This window comes from Pseudomonas sp. NPDC077451 (assembly GCF_044543345.1).
Taxonomy (GTDB): Bacteria; Pseudomonadota; Gammaproteobacteria; order Pseudomonadales; family Pseudomonadaceae; genus Stutzerimonas.
Map to the genome: position 1 here is coordinate 161,716 of NZ_JBITVX010000002.1, position 19,263 is coordinate 180,978.

15 protein-coding genes are annotated in these 19,263 nt (G+C 60.1%); 11 read left to right on the forward strand and 4 right to left on the reverse strand.

Going from position 1 to position 19,263, the window contains the following annotated elements:
- Positions 1-58: 58 nt before the first annotated feature.
- Positions 59-1,468, reverse strand: coding sequence for a cytochrome c oxidase accessory protein CcoG (gene ccoG, locus ACIGHL_RS04455; protein WP_128119439.1), 1,410 nt, complete (start codon positions 1,466-1,468; stop codon positions 59-61).
- Between the two features lie 390 nt (positions 1,469-1,858).
- On the opposite strand from ccoG, the gene ACIGHL_RS04460 reads away from it, so the two are divergent.
- From ACIGHL_RS04460 to wrbA, 5 genes are all read left to right on the forward strand, one after another.
- Entirely contained in the window at positions 1,859-2,224 is a 366-nt protein-coding gene (locus ACIGHL_RS04460; protein ID WP_045428905.1) for a CidA/LrgA family protein, read from the forward strand.
- Complete coding sequence (locus ACIGHL_RS04465; RefSeq protein WP_128119438.1) at positions 2,221-2,931, forward strand: LrgB family protein; 711 nt, start codon at positions 2,221-2,223, stop codon at positions 2,929-2,931. The genes ACIGHL_RS04460 and ACIGHL_RS04465 overlap by 4 nt, the downstream gene beginning before the upstream one ends.
- 79 nt (positions 2,932-3,010) lie before the next feature.
- Positions 3,011-3,886, forward strand: coding sequence for an alpha/beta fold hydrolase (locus ACIGHL_RS04470; protein WP_128119437.1), 876 nt, complete (start codon positions 3,011-3,013; stop codon positions 3,884-3,886).
- Positions 3,887-4,037: 151 nt separating this feature from the next.
- Positions 4,038-4,736, forward strand: coding sequence for a pirin family protein (locus ACIGHL_RS04475; RefSeq protein ID WP_216706884.1), 699 nt, complete (start codon positions 4,038-4,040; stop codon positions 4,734-4,736).
- A 56-nt stretch (positions 4,737-4,792) separates the two neighbouring features.
- A complete protein-coding gene (wrbA, locus tag ACIGHL_RS04480) occupies positions 4,793-5,392 on the forward strand; it encodes an NAD(P)H:quinone oxidoreductase (RefSeq protein ID WP_128119436.1) in 600 nt (199 codons plus the stop codon).
- Between the two features lie 58 nt (positions 5,393-5,450).
- Here the strand turns inward: wrbA and ACIGHL_RS04485 are convergent, their stop codons facing one another.
- Genes ACIGHL_RS04485 through mfd form a run of 3 tightly spaced genes read right to left on the reverse strand, consistent with a single transcriptional unit; the run spans position 5,451 to position 12,717 of the window.
- A complete protein-coding gene (locus ACIGHL_RS04485) occupies positions 5,451-5,936 on the reverse strand; it encodes a GNAT family N-acetyltransferase (protein ID WP_128119435.1) in 486 nt (161 codons plus the stop codon).
- A gap of 10 nt (positions 5,937-5,946) precedes the next feature.
- Positions 5,947-9,231, reverse strand: coding sequence for a DEAD/DEAH box helicase (locus ACIGHL_RS04490; protein ID WP_241509021.1), 3,285 nt, complete (start codon positions 9,229-9,231; stop codon positions 5,947-5,949).
- Positions 9,232-9,270: 39 nt separating this feature from the next.
- Entirely contained in the window at positions 9,271-12,717 is a 3,447-nt protein-coding gene (gene mfd / locus ACIGHL_RS04495; RefSeq protein WP_128119434.1) for a transcription-repair coupling factor, read from the reverse strand.
- Between the two features lie 159 nt (positions 12,718-12,876).
- On the opposite strand from mfd, the gene ACIGHL_RS04500 reads away from it, so the two are divergent.
- From ACIGHL_RS04500 to nqrE, 6 genes are all read left to right on the forward strand, one after another.
- Positions 12,877-14,328 (forward strand): glyceraldehyde-3-phosphate dehydrogenase, encoded by a 1,452-nt coding sequence (locus tag ACIGHL_RS04500; RefSeq protein WP_046161987.1) that lies wholly within the window; start codon positions 12,877-12,879, stop codon positions 14,326-14,328.
- Positions 14,329-14,649: 321 nt separating this feature from the next.
- Entirely contained in the window at positions 14,650-15,987 is a 1,338-nt protein-coding gene (locus ACIGHL_RS04505) for a Na(+)-translocating NADH-quinone reductase subunit A (protein WP_128119433.1), read from the forward strand.
- A gap of 3 nt (positions 15,988-15,990) precedes the next feature.
- Entirely contained in the window at positions 15,991-17,202 is a 1,212-nt protein-coding gene (locus ACIGHL_RS04510; RefSeq protein ID WP_045428889.1) for an NADH:ubiquinone reductase (Na(+)-transporting) subunit B, read from the forward strand.
- Positions 17,195-17,983, forward strand: a complete 789-nt coding sequence (locus tag ACIGHL_RS04515; protein ID WP_045428887.1) for a Na(+)-translocating NADH-quinone reductase subunit C — start codon at positions 17,195-17,197, stop codon at positions 17,981-17,983. Before ACIGHL_RS04510 ends, ACIGHL_RS04515 begins: the two co-directional genes overlap by 8 nt.
- Positions 17,980-18,654 (forward strand): NADH:ubiquinone reductase (Na(+)-transporting) subunit D, encoded by a 675-nt coding sequence (locus tag ACIGHL_RS04520; RefSeq protein ID WP_181689958.1) that lies wholly within the window; start codon positions 17,980-17,982, stop codon positions 18,652-18,654. The genes ACIGHL_RS04515 and ACIGHL_RS04520 overlap by 4 nt, the downstream gene beginning before the upstream one ends.
- Positions 18,654-19,262 (forward strand): NADH:ubiquinone reductase (Na(+)-transporting) subunit E, encoded by a 609-nt coding sequence (gene nqrE, locus ACIGHL_RS04525; protein ID WP_045428883.1) that lies wholly within the window; start codon positions 18,654-18,656, stop codon positions 19,260-19,262. The genes ACIGHL_RS04520 and nqrE overlap by 1 nt, the downstream gene beginning before the upstream one ends.
- Position 19,263 lies beyond the last annotated feature (1 nt).

Below are 19,263 nucleotides of genomic sequence, written 5' to 3' on the forward strand. Positions count from 1 at the left end.
TCAGCAAGGGGCAATATCGGTCAGCCGCGTGAGCGGGCGCATGCGAACTGCCACCATCCTATCGAACCCTTGGTGCAATGAAGCTACTCGGAGCCGTTATCTGGCGTGTCGGGTCGCTCGCGTCAGTGACCGAGAAGTGCAGCTTCTCGTGCGCGTTCACATTGTCGTCAACGAGCGCCACGCTGACCGGGATATCGACGATCTCGCCTGCGGCGAGACTGATCTGGTGCGGGCCGTGCAGCTCGTAGGGGCCTTCGCCCAGGGTGATCAGATAGTCGTGCGGCTGCTGGGTTTTATTGATCACCTTCAAGCTGTACATGTTTTCGATCTGGCCCTCGATATTTTCTCGGTAGAGGGTGCGGTCCTTGGTTACATCCAGGGATAACGTCGGTCGCGCTTCCAACGCCCAGACGAAGGCACCGATCATAATCACCAGCGCTCCGGCATAGCCGATCAGGCGTGGTCGCAGCAGCCTGGTCTGGCCGCCTTCAAGCGCACGTTCGGAGGTATATCGAACCAGCCCTCGGGCGTAGCCCATCTTGTCCATGACGCTGTCGCAGGCGTCGATACAGGCACCGCAGCTCAGGCAGTCGAGTTGCAGGCCGTCGCGGATGTCGATACCGGTGGGGCAGACCTGCACGCACAGCGTGCAGTCGATGCAGTCACCAAGGCCCTCGGCTTGTGGATTGGCGTCTTTACGCCGCGCGCCTCGTTGTTCACCCCGGGCGGCATCGTAGGACACCACCAGCGTGTCGGCATCGAACATCACACTCTGGAAGCGCGAATAGGGGCACATGTGCATGCACACCTGTTCACGCAGCCAGCCGGCGTTGATGTAGGTCGCGGCGGTGAAGAAGAACAGCCAGAACGCGGCGGTTCCGCCCAGCTGCAGGCTGTACAGATCGATGACCAGTTCACGGACCGGGGTGAAGTAGCCGACGAAGGCAATCGCCGTGGCCAGGCTTACGGCAAGCCAGACGGCGTGCTTGGCAGCGCGTCGTAACAGCTTGCTGATTGAAAGCGGGGCGGCGTCCAGTTTAATTCGCTGGCTGCGATCACCCTCGGTGACTTTCTCAGCCCACATGAACACCCAGGTCCAGGTGCTTTGTGGGCAGGCGTAGCCGCACCAGACTCGACCCGCGAGCACAGTGATGAAAAACAAGCCGAAGGCGGCGATGATCAGCAACGCCGATAATAGGATGAAATCCTGCGGCCAGAATGTCGCCCCGAAGATATGGAACTGTTGTTTGTTCAAATCCCATAGCACCGCCTGGCGTCCGCCCCAGGTCAGCCACTGGGTGCCGAAATAGAGCAGAAACAATAGTCCGCCGCCGACCAGGCGCAGATTGCGGAACAGGCCGGCAAAACTGCGGGTGTGAATCGGCCCGCCCGCCTGTGCCGGGGTCAGGCGTATCGGCTTGCGTGGATCAACGGTGTCGATGATTGTTGCGCGGATGCGTTCGGTCATTGGGGTGCCCCTGTCAGGCTATATCAGGCGGCGCCGATGATCTGATCAGGGTGTTTCGCATAACAGGCTCAGGTACTGCTGAAAAATACGCATCAGATGGTCGCTGCGCTGGTTTGGATCTGCATCCGACGGGCCATCCAAGGCGTGCGCCCTCGTAGCGTAGGGGTTTGGCGACGACCTCGGTAATGTGGTCGCTGCACCGTGCCTGCACCGTGCGACGCTAGGCCACAGTCCGCGCAATCAGCTGATGCGGTTTTTCCGTGCGCATCTGCACCTGTTTCGAGGCGAGCGAGGCAAGTCATAGTCGCTCGCGTGTGGCCGATGCGTGCTGTCAGCGGCCGTTCCCTGCATGATTACCCGTTCCGCTCAACCGTTTTGATAGGACCCTCAATGATTCTCAAAGGCCTGACCTGGCTGGTCGTACTGCAGCTGCTTGGCAGCGTCATCCATCTCTCGCTGCTGCCGGCGCTGCCCGGTCCTATCATCGGCATGGTGCTGCTGTTCGGGCTGCTGTTGCTGCGCCGCGGCATTCCCGAGCCGCTGGAAAAGACCGCCGCGCTGCTGCTGCAGTATCTGCCGTTGCTGTTGATCGTGCCGGCGGCGGGAATCATGACCAGCAGCGAGGCCTTGCTTGCAGACCTGCCGGCGATTGCCGCCGGGCTGGTGTTGTCGCTGGTGGTGACCGTGCCGTTCTGCGGCTGGCTGATGCAGCGGCTGATCCGACGCATGGACCGCCGAACGGAGGACCAGGCATGAGCGGCGTCGACTGGCATAGCGTTTGGACGGTGACCCTTGATCATCCGCTGTTCTCAGTGGCGCTGACGTTGATTGCCTTTCAACTGGCACTGGCGTTGTACCGACGCAGTGGTTGGCTGGTGTTGCAGCCGGTCATGATCGGCATGCTGCTGGTGGTTGGCACGCTTTACCTGTGTGGCATCGACTATGCGAGCTATCGCGCCGACGCCTCGATGATCGCCGTGCTGGTCGGTCCGGCGACCGTGGCGCTGGCCGTGCCGCTGTACCGCCATATCCGCCGCATCCAGCAGCTGTTCTGGCCGATCCTCATCACGCTGGTGTCCGGTGGTGTACTCGGCGTTGCGCTGACCCTGGCGATCGCTGGCGCGCTGGGTGCGGATCTGTCGGTGCTGATGAGCCTCTCGCCCAAGGCAGCGACCATGCCGATCGCGATGTTGGTGGCTGAACAGCTGGGTGGTCTGGCGTCTTTGGCAGCGGTATTCGTCATGCTCACCGGGGTCATCGGCACCGCGCTTGGGCCGCTGTTGCTGGGTTGGGCCAGCGTCGATCATCCGGCGGCACGAGGCTTGAGCTATGGCATCAACGCGCACGCCATCGGCACGGCGAGGGCGCTGGAGGAAGGTGACGAGTGCGGAGCATTCGCGGCGCTGGGGATGAGTCTGCTGGGCATTCTGATCGCATTGTTCCTGCCGCTGGTGCTGGGCTGAGGGTTTCTGTTGCATCGGCAGCTGTTGCGGTTGGCCCGGCTACGCCTAGGCTTAGGGCTCTTCCCTCAGGAGCAGTCCCATGTTCGAGCAGTTCCAGCGTAACGAGTGTGAGGTCAACGGCGTTCGGATCAACTATCGCAAGGGCGGCTCCGGTCCGCCTCTGCTCTTGCTGCACGGATACCCGCAGACGCACGTAATCTGGCACAAGGTGGCCGATCAGCTGGCTCAGCGCTTCACCGTTGTGGCGGCTGACCTGCGCGGTTACGGCGATAGCAGCAAGCCCGAAGGCGGCGAGGATCATATCGCCTACAGCAAGCGCGAGATGGCGCGCGACCAGGTGGAGCTGATGCGCGCGTTGGGCTTCGAGCGCTTCGACCTGCTCGCCCACGACCGCGGGGCGCGGGTCAGTCATCGGCTGGCCATGGATCACCCGCAGGCCGTGCGGCGGCTTATCCTGCTGGATATCGCGCCGACCCTGGCGATGTACAGCCAGACCGACGAAACCTTTGCTCGCGCCTACTGGCACTGGTTCTTCCTGATTCGTCCGGCGCCGCTGCCGGAAACGCTGCTCGAGGCCGACCCCGAACTTATCCTGCGCACCGCCGTGGCCACCCGCGCCGATCATGTGCATCCGTTCAGCGAGGGCGCGTTCGCCGAGTACCTGCGATGCATGAAGCTGCCCGGCACCGTTCATGCGTTCTGCGAGGACTATCGGGCCAGCGCCGGCATTGATCTCGACCATGACCGCGAAGACCGTGCCGCCAAGCGAATGATCGCCGCGCCGTTGCTGGTGCTGTGGGGTGCCAAGGGTGTGATCGAGCGTTGTTTCGATCCGCTTGAGGAATGGCGCGCGGTTGCGTCAGACGTTCAGGGCAAGGCCCTGCCAGGTGGGCACTACCTGCCGGAAGAAGTGCCCGAGCTGCTATTGGAAGAAGTGCTGGCGTTTCTCGCCTGAAATCGTCCATCGCGCGGCGGATATATCGATCATGGCGATAGGTTCGTACAGAAAAATCCAACCATGTAATCGGCGATTCAATAGAAGATCACCTCATTCCGTCACTCGGCGCGCCTGTCGCCGAGGCGGCCACCGTTTAGAGGTCTCTCAAATGATCGACATTCGCCCCCGCGCCGAGCTCGGCAGCGCTCAGCATGGTTGGTTGGATACCCGTCATCACTTTTCCTTCGCTGAATACCACGACCCGGCCCGCATGCACTGGGGACACTTGCGGGTCTGGAATGACGACAGCATCGCACCGCATTCCGGCTTCCCGAGCCACCCGCATCGCGACATGGAAATCATCACCTACGTGCGCAAAGGCGCGATCACCCATGAGGACAGCCTCGGCAACCGCGGCCGAACCGTGGCCGGCGACGTCCAGGTGATGAGCGCCGGCACCGGCATCACCCACAGCGAATACAACCTGGAAGACGAGACCACCGAGATTTTCCAGATCTGGATCTACCCGGATCAGTCCGGCTTGCCGCCTGCCTGGGGCACCCGGCCTTTCCCGGCCGGTGAGCGCGCCGGCAGCTTCGTCACTTTGGCCAGCGGGATGGCAGAGGACGGCGATGCCTTGTCCATTCGAGCCGATGCCCGCCTGGTTGCGGCGACACTTTCTGCCGGTCAGGTTGCCGAATACCAGATTGGCGCGGACCGGAAGGTCTACATGGTTGCGGCCAGTGGGCGTATCGAAGTCGGGGAGCGAATCGCGGCGGCAGGTGATGGGGTGGCAGTGCGAGATGAGAAGCAGCTGAGCATCAAGGCGTTGGAAGACAGTGAAATCGTGCTGGTCGACGTTCGCTGAACGTATCGACTTCCACTACTCGAACCGAAACACAACCCAGGAAGAGGAAACTGAAAATGGCGAAGATTCTCGTGGTGTATCACTCAATGTATGGCCACATCGAAACCATGGCCAATGCAGTGGCCGAAGGTGCGCGTCGTGTCGAAGGCGCTGAAGTGACCATCAAGCGCGTGCCGGAAACCATGCCGCAAGAGGCTTTCAAGAATGCCGGCGGCAAGGTCGACCAGGAGGCACCGGTCGCCAATCCGGCCGAGTTGGCCGATTACGACGCGATCATCTTTGGTACGCCGACTCGCTTCGGCAACATGTCCGGGCAGATGCGTACCTTCCTCGATCAGACCGGTGGGCTCTGGGCCAAGGGCGCGCTGCACGGCAAGGTTGCCAGCGTGTTTACTTCGACCGGCACCGGCGGCGGTCAGGAGATGACCATTACCTCGACCTGGACCACTTTGGCGCACCACGGAATGATCATCGTGCCCACCGGCTACGGTATCGGCGAGTTCTTCGACATTTCGGAAGTGAATGGCGGCACGCCGTACGGTGCCTCGACCATCGCTGGCGGTGACGGCTCGCGTCAACCTTCCAATAAAGAACTGACCATTGCCCGTTACCAGGGCGAGCTGGTGGCCCAGACCACGGTCAAGCTGAAAGGCTGAAAGGCTGATCGGCTGTGAAGGTGCCGGGTGGCTTGGCTCGCCCGGCGTCCTGGCCCTATCAGCCGTCATGCAGCAACCCGTACATCAGCTCATCGACATAGCCGGTGTCGCTGGCACGTTTGTAGGCCGCCCGCTGAGTGCCTTCGTGAACGAAGCCCAGACGTTCATAAAAGGTGATGGCGCGGGGATTGTCCGCTTCGACTGTCAGCTCGACACGCGTGATGCCCGCTCGCTGCAGCCGCGCAAGGGCGTCCTGCATCATTCCCATGGCGATACCTCGGCCTTGAGCTTCCGGCGCCACGGCCAAGGTTCCAAGGTAGGCGACATGGGCAGCACGACCGACGTGCCGCTGCGCCTTGTAGAAGCCCATTACTTCCCCATCGACTTCGTATACGTAGAAACAGCCACTCTCGAACAACGGGTCGAACACCTTGCCGAACGCCTCGCGCGTCATCGGATCGAAGCCCAGGAAGGGCACCACTGATTCGTGCATGTAGATGTCGTAGACCCGATCAAAATCGGTAGGCGCGACCAGTCGGCGCATATCCATCCTCCTAGGGCAGGGGCGCGAACAGCGCCTCGATATCACTCGGCTCCAGTTGCCAGCCGCCTTGATCACCGGCATCCAGCACGCCTGCAGCCAGTTCGGCTTTGCGTTGCTGCAGTTGCTGGATCTTTTCTTCGACGGTAGCGCGAGCGATCAGCTTGTAGACAAACACCGGTTTGCTCTGGCCGATACGGTGCGCGCGGTCGGTGGCCTGGTTCTCCGCGGCCGGGTTCCACCAGGGATCGTAATGGATCACGGTGTCGGCAGCCGTCAGGTTCAGACCGGTGCCGCCAGCCTTGAGGCTGATCAGAAACAGTGGGACTTCCCCATTCTGGAACCGCTTGACGGGAGTGCGCCGATCCTTGGTTTCGCCGGTGATCTGTACATAGTCGATGGTGCGGCTCTGCAGCTCTTCTTCAATCAGCGAGAGCATCGAGGTGAACTGTGAAAACAGCAGGATTCGTCGGCCTTCGGCGAGCAGCTCGGTCAGCATCTCCATCAGGCTGTCGAGTTTGCCAGAGGTGCCGCCCCGGACTGGCCGGGCGACGTCGCCCTTGACCAGACGGAGATCGCAGCACACCTGACGCAGCTTGAGCAGGGCATCGAGGATGACGATCTGACTGCGCGCCAGGCCTTTGCGGTCGATCTCCTCGCGGACTTTGCTGTCCATCGCCAGTCGCACGGTTTCGTACAGGTCGCGCTGAGCCGGGCTGAGCTCGACCCAGTGCAAGATCTCGTTTTTGGGCGGCAACTCCTGCGCGACCTGTTCCTTGCGTCGCCTGAGCAGGAAAGGTTTTATTCGCTTGGTGAGGTGCTCGAGCCGATCGGCGTCGCCGTGTTTCTCGATAGGCGTGCGGTAATCCCGGGTGAATTGCTTGGTATCGCCGAGCCAACCGGGCATGAGGAAATGAAACAGCGACCAGAGCTCGCCCAGATGATTTTCCAACGGCGTGCCGGTGAGGCAGAGGCGCTGGCGGGCGTCCAGACGTCCGGCAGCTTGCGCGGCCTTGCTGCTGGCGTTCTTGATGTTCTGGGCTTCGTCGAGCACCAGCACATGCAGCGGGACGTCTGCGAGCAGGTCGATGTCTCTGGGCAGCAGCGCATAGGTGGTGAGCAGCAGATCGTAGTCGGTCAGATGCTGGTAGAGCTGTCGACGCGTCGTCCCGTGCAGGGTCGCCACTTTCAGCGATGGCGCGAAGCGGGCCGCTTCATCCTGCCAATTGGGGATGAGGGTAGTGGGCATCACCACAAGAGAGGGTCGGTCCAGCTTGCCCGCTTGCTTCTCCAGTAACAGGTGAGCAAGGGTCTGCAACGTTTTACCCAGGCCCATATCGTCGCCCAGAATGCCGCCGACCTCGAGGGCTCGTAGCGTTTGCATCCAGCGCAGGCCGTCCAGCTGATAGGGGCGCAGTGTTGCATTCAGGTCCCGCGGTGGGCTGATGTCTTCTTTGCGGTAATCGCGCAGTCGCTGGGCGAAATCCCGCAAATGCTCGCCGCCATGCCATTGCAGTGGGAGCGAATCGAGCCCAGCCAGCCGGGCCGCATCGGTTCGCTCCAGTCGTAAGTTCTCGCCGTTTGGTTGCTCTTGAAGATAAAGCTCCGAGAGGGTGGCCAAGATGGGTTTCAGGCGATCGAAGGGCAGCAGCACTTGCAGCGGTTGGCCATCTTCTTCGCGGCGCCGATCGATCTGCACCCGCAGGGTTTCGTCGTCGCCGCGTTGTGCCAGGGCGTGCGCAGAGAGCAGGGCCGGATTGCGTCGGATCAGCCCGAGCAGGACCGGCAATAGGCTTATTCGCTCACCTTCAACGATGATGCCGAGTTCCAGGTCGAACCAGCTGTGCTCGGGCGGCTCTTCGACGTCGACGTACCAGGCATCAATCGAGGTCAGATCGTAGGCGAAGCCGGGCTGCATGACGATCTGCCAGCCTTGCTCGCGCAGCGGGGTCAGTTGGGTTTGGGTGAAATTCAGCCAGGCCGCCTCGCTCGACAGCTCGAACATCTCGGCCGAATCCTTCGGCAACGCCTGACTCTGGCGCAGCGCTGGGCGAAAACCCAGTTGCTGCAACTGCTGACGCAGCGCCTGTTCCGCGTCTGGCCGGCGGGCGATGCTCAACACGCGAGCCCCTTCGGTCTGGCGTACGCGTTGGCCAGGCTTGGCTTTGCCGTGAACCTGGGTGTGGCCGTAGAGGAACGTCAGCCCGGCACGATGCTGGTGCTCGCTCACCATGCGTCCGCTGCTGAGCTGGTAGTTGACCGACTGATGGCTGCCGAGGCTCAGGTGGGGCAGTGGAAGCAGGTCATCGACCTGATGTTCTTCAGGCTTGGCGGGGGCCGGCAGCTGCGGGGCGATTTCATGCAGCGTCAGGCTGAACAGGGCGGCCTGGGCGGATGGAACCGCGGGTGCGTCGAGAAGGTGCCGAGCCAGTGGCATAGGCAAACCGTGATCGACCATGCCCATTTCGTTCCGGGCCCTGTCGACGTAGTACAGCGGGTCCACAGCTGTAAGCAGTTCGCCGTGGGGTTCGGCCATGTCCAATCCAGGCTGGAAACCCCCGTCGGTTTGCTCGTTCCAGTTGAAGCGTGCCTGCCGGGGCCGGCCGGGCTGCAGTGCGGGCTGATCCCAGCTGAGAAAGGCGCGACCGCTTTCGAGAATCAGGCGCAGGATTTCGCCGCCGTTCTCGCCGTTGGGCTTGAATCCATTGCCTGATGTGCGGCCCAGCGTTACCAGTGCGGCAATGCGCAAATCCAGCGGCTGCATGAAGGTCGGCTTGCGAAAGCCGGCTTCACGCAATCCATAGTAGGGCTGCCGCTCGCCCCAGGTGCCGTCTTTGTGTTGACGCACCTTGTAGACCTCCACGGAGAAGTCAGGGCATAGCAGATAGTGCAGACACCAGCCTTGGCCAGTTTGCAGGTTGTCACCTAGCGCCTGTGGGAGCTGCGATAGCCATTGTTCCAGCCGGTCAGGGAAGCGCTCACCGGACTGCTCGCTCTGCTTGGCGGGCAGGCGCTCGGCTTGCGCTTCGAGGGACGCTATCAGGGCTACGCAATGCTTGCAGTTGAGGCCAACCGGACAGCTGCAGATGCAGCTGAGCCGGCCGTCGCGGGATAACTCCAGCGACTGACGATAGACGCTGCCAGCTGAACCGCGGCAGGTCGCTTCGACATACCGTGAATCCTCACGGACGATCCTGATGCGATTCTCCGCTGCGTACTGCAGGCCCCTGGCGATTACGTTTTCGGAAAACGGTAATCGCCAGGCGGCGGGCAGGTTGGGGAGAAAGTCACCCTGCATCGGTGGATCGGGCGGGGAGTACAGGCGTCTTCGGCATCGTTACGGCTTTTCCACGGACAGACGTTCGAGTAATGCCTCAAGCGTGTTGAAGCGCTCTTCGGCACGCTCCATCGGCACCTGAAATTTGAACATCGTGGCGCCTTCGAACTTGTAACGGTTGGGCTGGCTCTGGATCAGTTTGATCAGCACCATCGGGTCGACGCTGGTATCCGCAGCGAACTCGATACGTCCTCCTTGAGGGCCGGCGTCGATCTTGGTGATGCCGAGGCTGGCCGCCTGCAGCTTAAGCAGGGTCAGCCTGACCAAGTGCTTGGCAGGTTCAGGCAGCAGACCGAAGCGATCGATCATCTCGACCTGCAGTTCACGCAGACCGTTCTCGTCGGCGGCGTTGGCGATGCGCTTGTAGAGGATCAGCCGCGCATGCACATCTGGTAGGTAGTCTTCCGGAATCAACGCCGGGACGCGCAGATTGATCTCTGGTCCGCCGCCCAGCGGTTGATCGAGGTTCGGCTGTTCACCTTTCTGGATGGATTTGACCGCACGTTCGAGCATCTCCATATAGAGCGTGAAACCGACCGCTTGAATCTGCCCGCTCTGGCCATCGCCGAGCAGCTCGCCCGCGCCGCGAATCTCCAGGTCGTGGGTAGCGAGGACGAAGCCTGCTCCGAGATCCTGCGCGTTGGCGATGGCTTCCAGGCGCTTCTCGGCGTCTGGGGTCATGGCCTTGCGTGGTGGCGTCAGCAGATAGGCGTAGGCCTGGTGGTGGCTGCGTCCAACGCGTCCCCGCAGCTGATGCAGCTGGGCCAGGCCGAACTTGTCGGCACGTTCGATGATGATAGTGTTGGCGCTCGGTACGTCGATGCCCGTCTCGATGATGGTCGAGGCGATCAGCACGTTAAAGCGCTTGTGGTAGAAGTCGCCCATCACCTGTTCGAGTTCGCGTTCGCGCATCTGGCCGTGGCCTACGCCAATGCGGGCTTCCGGCACCAGTTCGGCAAGATCGGCGGCGCATTTCTCGATCGTCTTCACGTCGTTGTGCAGGTAATAGACCTGGCCACCGCGCAACAGCTCACGCAGCAGCGCTTCCTTGATCACAGAGTTCTGCTGCTCCATGACGAAGGTGCGCACCGACAGCCGGCGCGCAGGCGGCGTGGCGATGATGGAGAGGTCGCGCATGCCGGCGACGGCCATGTTCAAAGTCCGAGGAATCGGTGTGGCGGTCAGGGTGAGGATGTCGACTTCGCTGCGCAGCGCTTTGAGCTGTTCCTTCTGGCGCACCCCGAAGCGGTGTTCTTCGTCAATGATCACCAGCCCAAGGTTGGTGAACTTGACGTCGTCCTGCAGCAGTTTGTGGGTACCGATGAGAATGTCGACCTTGCCTTCGGCCAGCTCCTGCACAGCAGCCTGGATCTCCTTGGCCGATTTGAAACGGCTCATCACCTCGACGCGAACCGGCCAATCGGCGAAACGGTCGCGGAAGCTGTTGTAGTGCTGCTGGGCAAGTAGAGTGGTTGGCACCAGCACCGCCACCTGACGGCCGCTGTGAACGGCGATGAAGGCGGCGCGCATGGCCACTTCGGTCTTGCCGAAGCCCACATCGCCGCAAATCAGGCGGTCCATAGGCTTGGGTGCAAGCATGTCGTTGCGTACCGCTTCGATCGCGGCTTGCTGGTCCGGCGTTTCCTCGAACGGGAAGCCGGCGCTGAAGGTTTCGTAATCGAGTTGCGGGTCTTCGAAGGCGTAGCCTTCCCGCGCGGCGCGACGGGCATAGATGTCGAGCAGCTCTGCGGCTACGTCGCGTACCTGTTCGGCGGCCTTGCGTTTGGCTTTCTGCCAGGTTTCCGAGCCCAGGCGGTGCAGCGGCGCCAGTGCATCGTCGCTGCCGGTGTAACGAGCAATCAGGTGCAGGCTGGAGACCGGTACGTAGAGCTTGGCCTCTTCGGCGTACTGCAGCATCAGGAACTCGGCGGCCTGACCTTCGATCTCCAAGGTGACCAAACCGTGATAACGGCCGACACCGTGGTCGATGTGAACCACCGGCGCGCCTTCGCGCAGTTCGGTGAGGTTCTTGATGACGTTCTCGCCGGCATCACGACCTTTTTCACGCCGGCGGCGTTGCATGATGCGCTGGCCGAACAGCGGGTTTTCGGCGATCAGCGCCAGGGCCGGGTCTTGCAGCAGCAAGCCGTCGTCGAGCGGGGCGATGGTGATCGCCAGACGCTCGCCGCTTTCAACGAACTGCGGCCAGCCAGCAACTTCCTGCGGACGCAGCTTCAGCCGAGCGAGCAGCTCGAGCAGAACCTCGCGACGGCCAGCCGATTCGGCGGTGAAAAGTACGCGGCCTGGAAATTCGTCGAGAAAGCGTCGCAATGCACCCAAGGGTTCAGGTGCCTTGGCGTCGATCGCAAGCTCAGGGAAGCGGCTGGCTGGAAAGCGCTCGCGGCCGATGCCGGTTTCTACATTGTCCTGGCTGGCCACGATCCGCGGCCAGAGTTTCAGATGCGCAAAGCAGTCTTCGACCGCCATGAACAGCTCGGCGGGTGGCAGCAATGGGCGCTCAGGGTCGACGCGACGCTCTTCGTAGCGAGTACGGACGTCTTTCCAGAAGTGCTCCGCAGCCTGCTCGATTCCCGGCAGCGAGAACACCTGGGTGTCTCCCGGCAGATAATCGAACAGCGTCGAGGTCTCGTCGAAGAACAGCGGCAGGTAGTACTCGATACCGGCCGGCGTGATGCCGGTGGATAGATCCTGGTAAACCGGGCAGCGGCGGAAATCCACGTCGAAGCGCTCACGGAAGCGTGCGCGGAAGCCAGTGACCGACTCCTTCTTCAGCGGGAACTCGCGTGCCGGCAGCAAACGGATCGACTCGACTTTATCTATGGAACGCTGATTCTCTGGATCGAAGGTGCGCAGCGTTTCGATTTCGTCGTCGAACAGGTCGATGCGGTAGGGCAGGGGGCTGCCCATCGGGAACAGGTCGATCAGCGCGCCGCGGACTGCGAACTCGCCGTGTTCGTAGACTGTATCGACACAGCGATAGCCGGCCGCTTCAAGGCGCGCCCGCATCTGCTCGACATCAAGCTTCTGGCCGACATCCAGTACCAGGCTGGATCCGAGCAAGAATCGCTTCGGAGCAAGTTTGTGTAGCGCTGTGGTGATCGGGACTACCAGAACGCCGTGCGTCAGCTCCGGCAGCTGATAGAGCGCTGCAATCCGCTGGGAGATGATGTCCTGATGCGGCGAAAACACGTCATAGGGCAGCGTCTCCCAGTCGGGGAAGTGCAGAACCGGCAGGTCAGGCGCAAAGAAGGCGAGCTCTTCCTGCAGGCGTTCGGCGCTCTGACTGTCGGCGGTAAGAAGGAGAGTGAATCGATCTGCGTTGCTGGCTGCTTCGGCAATGGCCAGGCTCAGCGCGGCACCAGGAAGGTTGCCCCAGGTTTGCTTGCCGCTGGCGGCAGGCATGGGCGGAAGGCGCAATACGGACACGAGTGGGCGTGGCTCCGGTCGATAAAAATGGACCGCCCGGATTGTAACTATCCGCGCGGGACGCTGTCAGTGTTTCGGCTGCACAGATTGCCGGCGCTAGGGTGCGGCGGCATAATGTAGCCCTTTTTCTCAGCCCCTACATGTTGGAAGGAACTGCCCGTGACTCAGAAGCCCGACCAGTGTCTTGGTGAATGGATTGATCGAGAAGCCCTCGCCGAAGCGATGATTCCGCTGATTGGTCAGCTGTATCGTAACAACAACGTGGTGACTTCCATCTACGGCCGGGGGTTGATCAACCGTTCGGTCATCGCTCTGCTCAAAGCGCATCGTTTCGCTCGTCACCGTCAGGCTGACGAAGCCGAGCTGTCTGTCAACGAAACCCATCAGATCCTCACGACCATGAGTCAGATGGACCTTGGCGCCGCTTCGGTGGATCTGGGCAAAGTCGTGGCCAAGTTCAAGGCCGAGGGCAACGGCCGCAGCCTTGATCAGTTCGTGCGTGACGAACTCGCTGAAGTTGCTGGCAAGCGCAACACCACGGGCGTCCATAAGGGCACCGACGTCGTGCTCTATGGCTTCGGCCGGATTGGTCGCTTGCTCGCCCGCATTCTGATCGAGAAGACAGGCGGCGGTGATGGCCTCCGTCTGCGCGCGATCGTCGTGCGCAAGGGTGCCGAAAACGACCTGGTCAAACGCGCCAGCCTGCTGCGTCGCGATTCGGTTCATGGTCCGTTTGAAGGCACTATTCACATCGATGCCGAAAACAACACCATCACCGCCAACGGTAATCTGATTCAAGTGATCTATTCGAACGATCCGGCCTCGGTGGATTACACCCAGTATGGAATCGAAAACGCTCTGCTGGTCGATAACACCGGCAAGTGGCGCGATGCCGAGGGCCTCAGCCAGCACCTCAAGTGCCCAGGTGTTGCCCGCGTTGTGCTGACTGCGCCAGGCAAGGGCGAGCTGAAGAACATCGTTCACGGCATCAACCATGGCGAAATCACGGCCGACGACAAGATCGTTTCCGCTGCATCCTGCACCACCAACGCGATCGTGCCGGTGCTTAAAGCGGTCAATGACCAGTACGGCATCGTCAATGGTCATGTCGAAACTGTGCATTCGTACACCAACGACCAGAACCTGATCGATAACTTCCACAAAGGCAGTCGCCGTGGCCGTAGTGCTGCGCTGAACATGGTCATCACCGAGACGGGTGCTGCTACGGCTGCCGCCAAGGCGCTGCCCGTACTGAAAGGCAAGCTGACAGGTAACGCCATTCGCGTGCCGACGCCGAACGTCTCGATGGCGATTCTGAATCTGAACTTGGAAAAGGCCACGAACCGCGAAGAGATCAATGAGTATCTGCGCCAGATGGCCATGCACTCGGATCTTCAGAAGCAGATCGACTTCGTCAATTCGCAGGAGGTTGTTTCAAGCGACTTCGTAGGTTCTCGTCACGCAGGTGTTGTCGATGCCGAGGCGACGATTTGCAGCGATAACCGAGTCGTGCTTTACGTCTGGTATGACAACGAGTTCGGATATAGCTGCCAGGTAGTGCGTGTAATGGAAGATATGGCCGGCGTTAACCCGCCTGCTTTCCCGCGCTGACGGGCGGCTTTTGCTGAAAGAAAACGGGAGCTTCGGCTCCCGTTTTCGTTTCTTATGTTCTCGATAATGCTGCGGTCGATGCGCTGGCGGCTGGAGCGTCAATAGTCGGTTGCGGATGACCGCTTGTCTTTAGTCAAAAAATTGGAAGACCTTGGGTGGTCAGTCACGGGTCGCGGCCTCTATAATCGGGCGGATTTCTACCTGGGCCCGTGGCATAGCGTCGCGTCGATATATTTTTCGGCGCGCGTCGTGCAATTCGACCTTCAGCTAAATCGCTGGGCCTGTAAAAAAGTCTTTTAAAATCAGTGGTTAGGCGAGCCGATGATCAATATAAAACGTGGGCTAGATTTGCCCATTGCAGGTGCGCCGGCGCAGCGTATCGAGGCCGGAAGGCCCGTGCGAAGCGTCGCCGTAGTAGGGTTTGATTACCCTGGCATGAAACCGACCATGGAAGTTCAGGTCGGTGATCGCGTGAAACTGGGTCAGGTGTTGTTTTCGGACAAGAAGACGCCTGGCGTTCATTTCACCGCCCCAGGCGCGGGTGTTGTAAGCGCGATTCATCGTGGCGAGAAGCGCGTCCTGCAATCGGTCGTCATTGACTTGGAAGGCGCTGAAGAGGTGACTTTCAACCAGTACGGCTCGGCTGAGCTGGAAGGGATCGGTGACGAGAAGGTTCGTGAGAATCTGCAGCAGGCTGGTCTATGGGCTGCGTTTCGCACACGTCCATATAGCAAAGTTCCGGCAATCGATGCCGTTCCCAGCTCGATCTTCGTCACTGCAATCGACACTCATCCGTTGGCTGCTGATCCAGCATTGATCATAGCGGAGCGCGCTGCTGATTTCGAAGCAGGCCTAAAGGTTCTCGGCAATCTGGGTAAGCTGTTTCTGTGTAAAGCAGAAGGCGCCTCGTTACCCGGCAAGCAGATTGCGAAGGTTAAGACTGAAAGTTTCGCTGGTCCGCATCCTGCCGGTCTGGCCGGAACACACATTCATTTTCTGGACCCGGTTAGCGCCACCAAAAGCGTGTGGGCCATTGGTTACCAGGACGTAATCGCGATCGGTGCACTGTTCCTTACCGGCAAGCTCTCGGTAGAACGTGTGGTGTCGTTGGCCGGTCCGGTCGTTGAAACCCCGCGTCTGGTGCGTACTCGCCTGGGCGCTAATCTCGATGAGCTGACAGCTGGCGAATTGCAGCCTGGTGCAAACCGTGTTGTATCTGGATCGGTTCTGGGCGGTCGTACGGCGCATGGCGCTTTCGCGTTTCTCGGTCGCTACCACCAGCAGGTTTCCTGCCTGCGCGAAGGTAAGGAGCGCGAGATGCTGCACTACCTGCGTGCCGGTAGCGACAAGCACTCGATCCTCAACATCTATATCTCCAAGTTGATGGGCGGCAAGAAATTCGCTTTTTCCACCTCCACCAATGGCAGCCCGCGGGCCATGGTGCCGGTTGGGAACTACGAAGAGGTCATGCCGCTGGACATTCTACCGACTCAGTTGCTGCGCTCTTTGATCGTCGGAGATACCGAGGTTGCGCAGAAATTGGGCTGCCTCGAGCTTGATGAAGAGGACCTGGCACTGTGCACCTACGTCTGTGCCGGCAAGTACGAGTACGGCCCGATCCTGCGAGACAATCTGACCCGTATCGAGAAGGAGGGTTAAGGCATGGGCATTCGCGAATTCCTCGACAAGATCGAGCACAACTTTGAAAAGGGCGGCAAGTACGAAAAGTGGTACGCGCTCTACGAAGCGGCGGACACCTTCCTCTATCGTCCGGGCAGCGTGACCAAGACCACGGCCCACGTGCGTGATGGTATTGACCTGAAGCGGATGATGATCACCGTTTGGCTCTGCACCTTCCCGGCAATGTTCTTTGGTATGTGGAACACCGGTTACCAAGCCAACCTGATCTATGCGCAAAGCCCGGACCTGCTTGCAGTTCAGGAAGGTTGGCAGTTTGCGCTGATCAGTGCGTTGGCAGGGTTCGATCCGTCCAGTGCCTGGGATAACTTCATCCAAGGGGCGGCTTACTTCCTGCCGGTTTATGCGGTCACTTTCATTGTCGGTGGCTTCTGGGAAGTCCTGTTCGCCTCGATCCGCAAACATGAGGTCAATGAAGGCTTCTTCGTGACCTCGGTGCTGTTCGCGCTCACGTTGCCGCCCAGCATCCCGCTGTGGCAGGTCGCACTCGGCATCAGCTTCGGTATCGTTATCGGCAAGGAAATCTTCGGCGGTACGGGTAAGAACTTCCTCAATCCTGCTCTGACCGGACGTGCCTTCCTCTTCTTTGCCTACCCGGCGCAGATGTCTGGCGACGCCGTTTGGACTGCGGTTGACGGCTATGCCAGCGCTACTGCATTGAGCTTGGGATTCGCAGGTGGCATAGAAAATATCGTAGAGAGCGGCATCACCTGGATGGACGCCTTTGTCGGCACCATTCATGGCTCGCTGGGTGAAACCAGCACTCTGGCTATCTTCATCGGCGGCGCGGTACTGCTGCTGACCAAGATCGCTTCGATGCGAATCGTTGCCGGCACCATGATCGGCATGATCGCGCTGAGCTCGCTGTTCAATCTTATCGGTTCGGACAGTAATCCATTGTTTGCCATGCCTTGGTACTGGCACATGGTGGTGGGTGGTTTCGCCTTTGGTCTGATCTACATGACCACCGACCCCGTGTCGGCAGCGATGACCAATACCGGTAAATGGATCTATGGCATTTTCATCGGTGTGATGGTGGTGCTGATCCGTGTAGTCAACCCGGCCTTCCCTGAGGGCATGATGCTGGCAATTCTATTCGCCAACCTCTGTGCACCCTTGATTGACCACTTTGTCATCCAGGCCAACATCAAGCGGAGGCTGGCGCGTAATGTCTAGTCAAAAAGAATCCACTGCCCGTACGCTGATAGTGGCCCTGCTGGTTTGTCTGGTGTGCTCGGTGTTCGTTGCAGGTGCGGCTGTCGCACTGCGTCCGACCCAGCTGGAGAACCGTCAGCTAGACAAGCAGCGCAGTATTCTGGCGATCGCCGGGCTCGGTGAGGCCGGTATGTCTGGCGCCGAGGTGAAGGCGCTGTATAAAGAGCGCATTGTCGCCAAGCTGGTCAACCTCGAGACCGGCAAATTCAGCGACGAGTTCGATCCAAATACCTTTGACCCCCTGGTTGCTGCGAAGGACCCGCAACTGTCCGACGCACTGCCGCCGGAGCAGGACATCGCATCGATCAAGCGTCGCGAAAAGTACAGCGTCGTGTATATCGTCGAAACCGATGGTGAACTCGACACGCTGGTGCTCCCGGTGCGTGGCTACGGCCTTTGGTCGACGCTCTATGGTTTTCTTGCCCTTCAGGAAGATTTGAACACCGTAGCTGGCCTCGGTTTCTACCAACACGGAGAAACGCCTGGTCTGGGTGGCGAAGTAGACAATCCCAAGTGGCGTAGCCTGTGGGAAGGGAAGAAGTTGTACAACGAGGATGGTGAGCTGGCGATCCAGATCGTCAAAGGTGGAGTCGATCCGCAGAGTCCGAACGCCAAGTACCGGGTAGACGCGCTTGCTGGCGCGACGTTGACCAGCAACGGGGTTAATAACCTGTTGCACTTCTGGCTCGGCGAGAACGGCTTCGGTCCTTTTATCGCTAACCTGCGCGCTGGGGAGGCTTGAGTATGTCGCAACCTACCATTAAGGAAGTCCTGTTCAATCCGGTCTTCAATAACAACCCCATCGGCCTGCAGATCCTCGGGATTTGCTCGGCGCTGGCGGTCACCTCCAACCTGAAAACGGCGCTGGTCATGTCCATCGCCCTGACGCTGGTTGTGGCTTTTTCCAACCTGTTCATCTCGATGATCCGCAGCCAGATCCCTGGCTCCATCCGCATGATCGTGCAGATGGTGATCATTGCGTCATTGGTGATCCTGGTGGATCAGGTGCTCAAGGCTTACGCCTTCTCGTTGTCCAAGCAGCTGTCGGTATTCGTGGGTCTGATTATCACCAACTGTATCGTGATGGGCCGAGCCGAAGCGTTCGCCATGCAGAACCCACCGATGCTCTCGTTCTTCGATGGACTTGGGAACGGCCTCGGTTACAGCGCCATGCTGATTGCGCTCGGGATCATTCGCGAGCTGTTCGGTGCGGGTAAATTGATGGGTTACACCATTCTTCCTGTCGTAAATGACGGTGGCTGGTACTTGCCGAATGGCCTGCTGCTGCTTCCGCCTTCTGCGTTCTTCCTGATCGGCCTTTTCATTTGGGGCATCCGTAGCTGGAAGCGGGAACAGGTCGAGAAGCCGTCGTTCAAGATGGCGCCTCAGGTCTCTAACAAGGAGGCTTATTAATGGAACATTACATCAGCCTTTTCGTCCGCGCCGTGTTCATCGAGAACATGGCCCTGGCGTTCTTCCTTGGCATGTGTACGTTCATCGCAATCTCGAAGAAGGTCGAAACGGCCATTGGTCTCGGCATCGCGGTTATTGTCGTCCAAGCCATCACCGTTCCTGCGAACAACCTGATCTACACCTATCTGTTGAAAGCAGGTGCGTTGTCATGGGCTGGCTTGCCGGAAGTCGATCTGAGCTTCCTCGGCCTGCTGAGTTACATCGGCGTGATCGCGGCAATCGTTCAGATTCTGGAGATGACCCTCGACAAGTACGTACCCAGCCTCTACAACGCGCTGGGCGTGTTCCTGCCGCTGATCACTGTGAACTGCGCCATCATGGGCGGCACGCTTTTCATGGTCGAACGCGACTACAACCTGGCTGAAAGTGTGGTCTACGGCATGGGTTCTGGTCTGTCTTGGGCGCTCGCTATCGCCTTGCTTGCCGGCATTCGCGAGAAGCTCAAGTACAGCGATGTGCCGGATGGCCTACAGGGCCTCGGGATCACCTTCATCACCATCGGACTGATGTCGCTGGGCTTCATGTCTTTCTCTGGCGTACAGCTGTAAG

Bases quoted from the DNA above. Each gene is read 5' to 3' on its own strand.
- ACIGHL_RS04470 (WP_128119437.1), top strand. From the start codon at position 3,011: ATGTTCGAGCAGTTCCAGCGTAACGAGTGTGAGGTCAACGGCGTTCGG.
- ACIGHL_RS04475 (WP_216706884.1), top strand. From the start codon at position 4,038: ATGATCGACATTCGCCCCCGCGCCGAGCTCGGCAGCGCTCAGCATGGT.
- ccoG (WP_128119439.1), bottom strand. From the start codon at position 1,468: ATGACCGAACGCATCCGCGCAACAATCATCGACACCGTTGATCCACGC.
- ACIGHL_RS04510 (WP_045428889.1), top strand. From the start codon at position 15,991: ATGGGCATTCGCGAATTCCTCGACAAGATCGAGCACAACTTTGAAAAG.
- ACIGHL_RS04485 (WP_128119435.1), bottom strand. From the start codon at position 5,936: ATGCGCCGACTGGTCGCGCCTACCGATTTTGATCGGGTCTACGACATC.
- ACIGHL_RS04515 (WP_045428887.1), top strand. From the start codon at position 17,195: ATGTCTAGTCAAAAAGAATCCACTGCCCGTACGCTGATAGTGGCCCTG.
- ACIGHL_RS04460 (WP_045428905.1), top strand. From the start codon at position 1,859: ATGATTCTCAAAGGCCTGACCTGGCTGGTCGTACTGCAGCTGCTTGGC.
- ACIGHL_RS04490 (WP_241509021.1), bottom strand. From the start codon at position 9,231: ATGCAGGGTGACTTTCTCCCCAACCTGCCCGCCGCCTGGCGATTACCG.
- wrbA (WP_128119436.1), top strand. From the start codon at position 4,793: ATGGCGAAGATTCTCGTGGTGTATCACTCAATGTATGGCCACATCGAA.
- nqrE (WP_045428883.1), top strand. From the start codon at position 18,654: ATGGAACATTACATCAGCCTTTTCGTCCGCGCCGTGTTCATCGAGAAC.
- ACIGHL_RS04505 (WP_128119433.1), top strand. From the start codon at position 14,650: ATGATCAATATAAAACGTGGGCTAGATTTGCCCATTGCAGGTGCGCCG.
- ACIGHL_RS04465 (WP_128119438.1), top strand. From the start codon at position 2,221: ATGAGCGGCGTCGACTGGCATAGCGTTTGGACGGTGACCCTTGATCAT.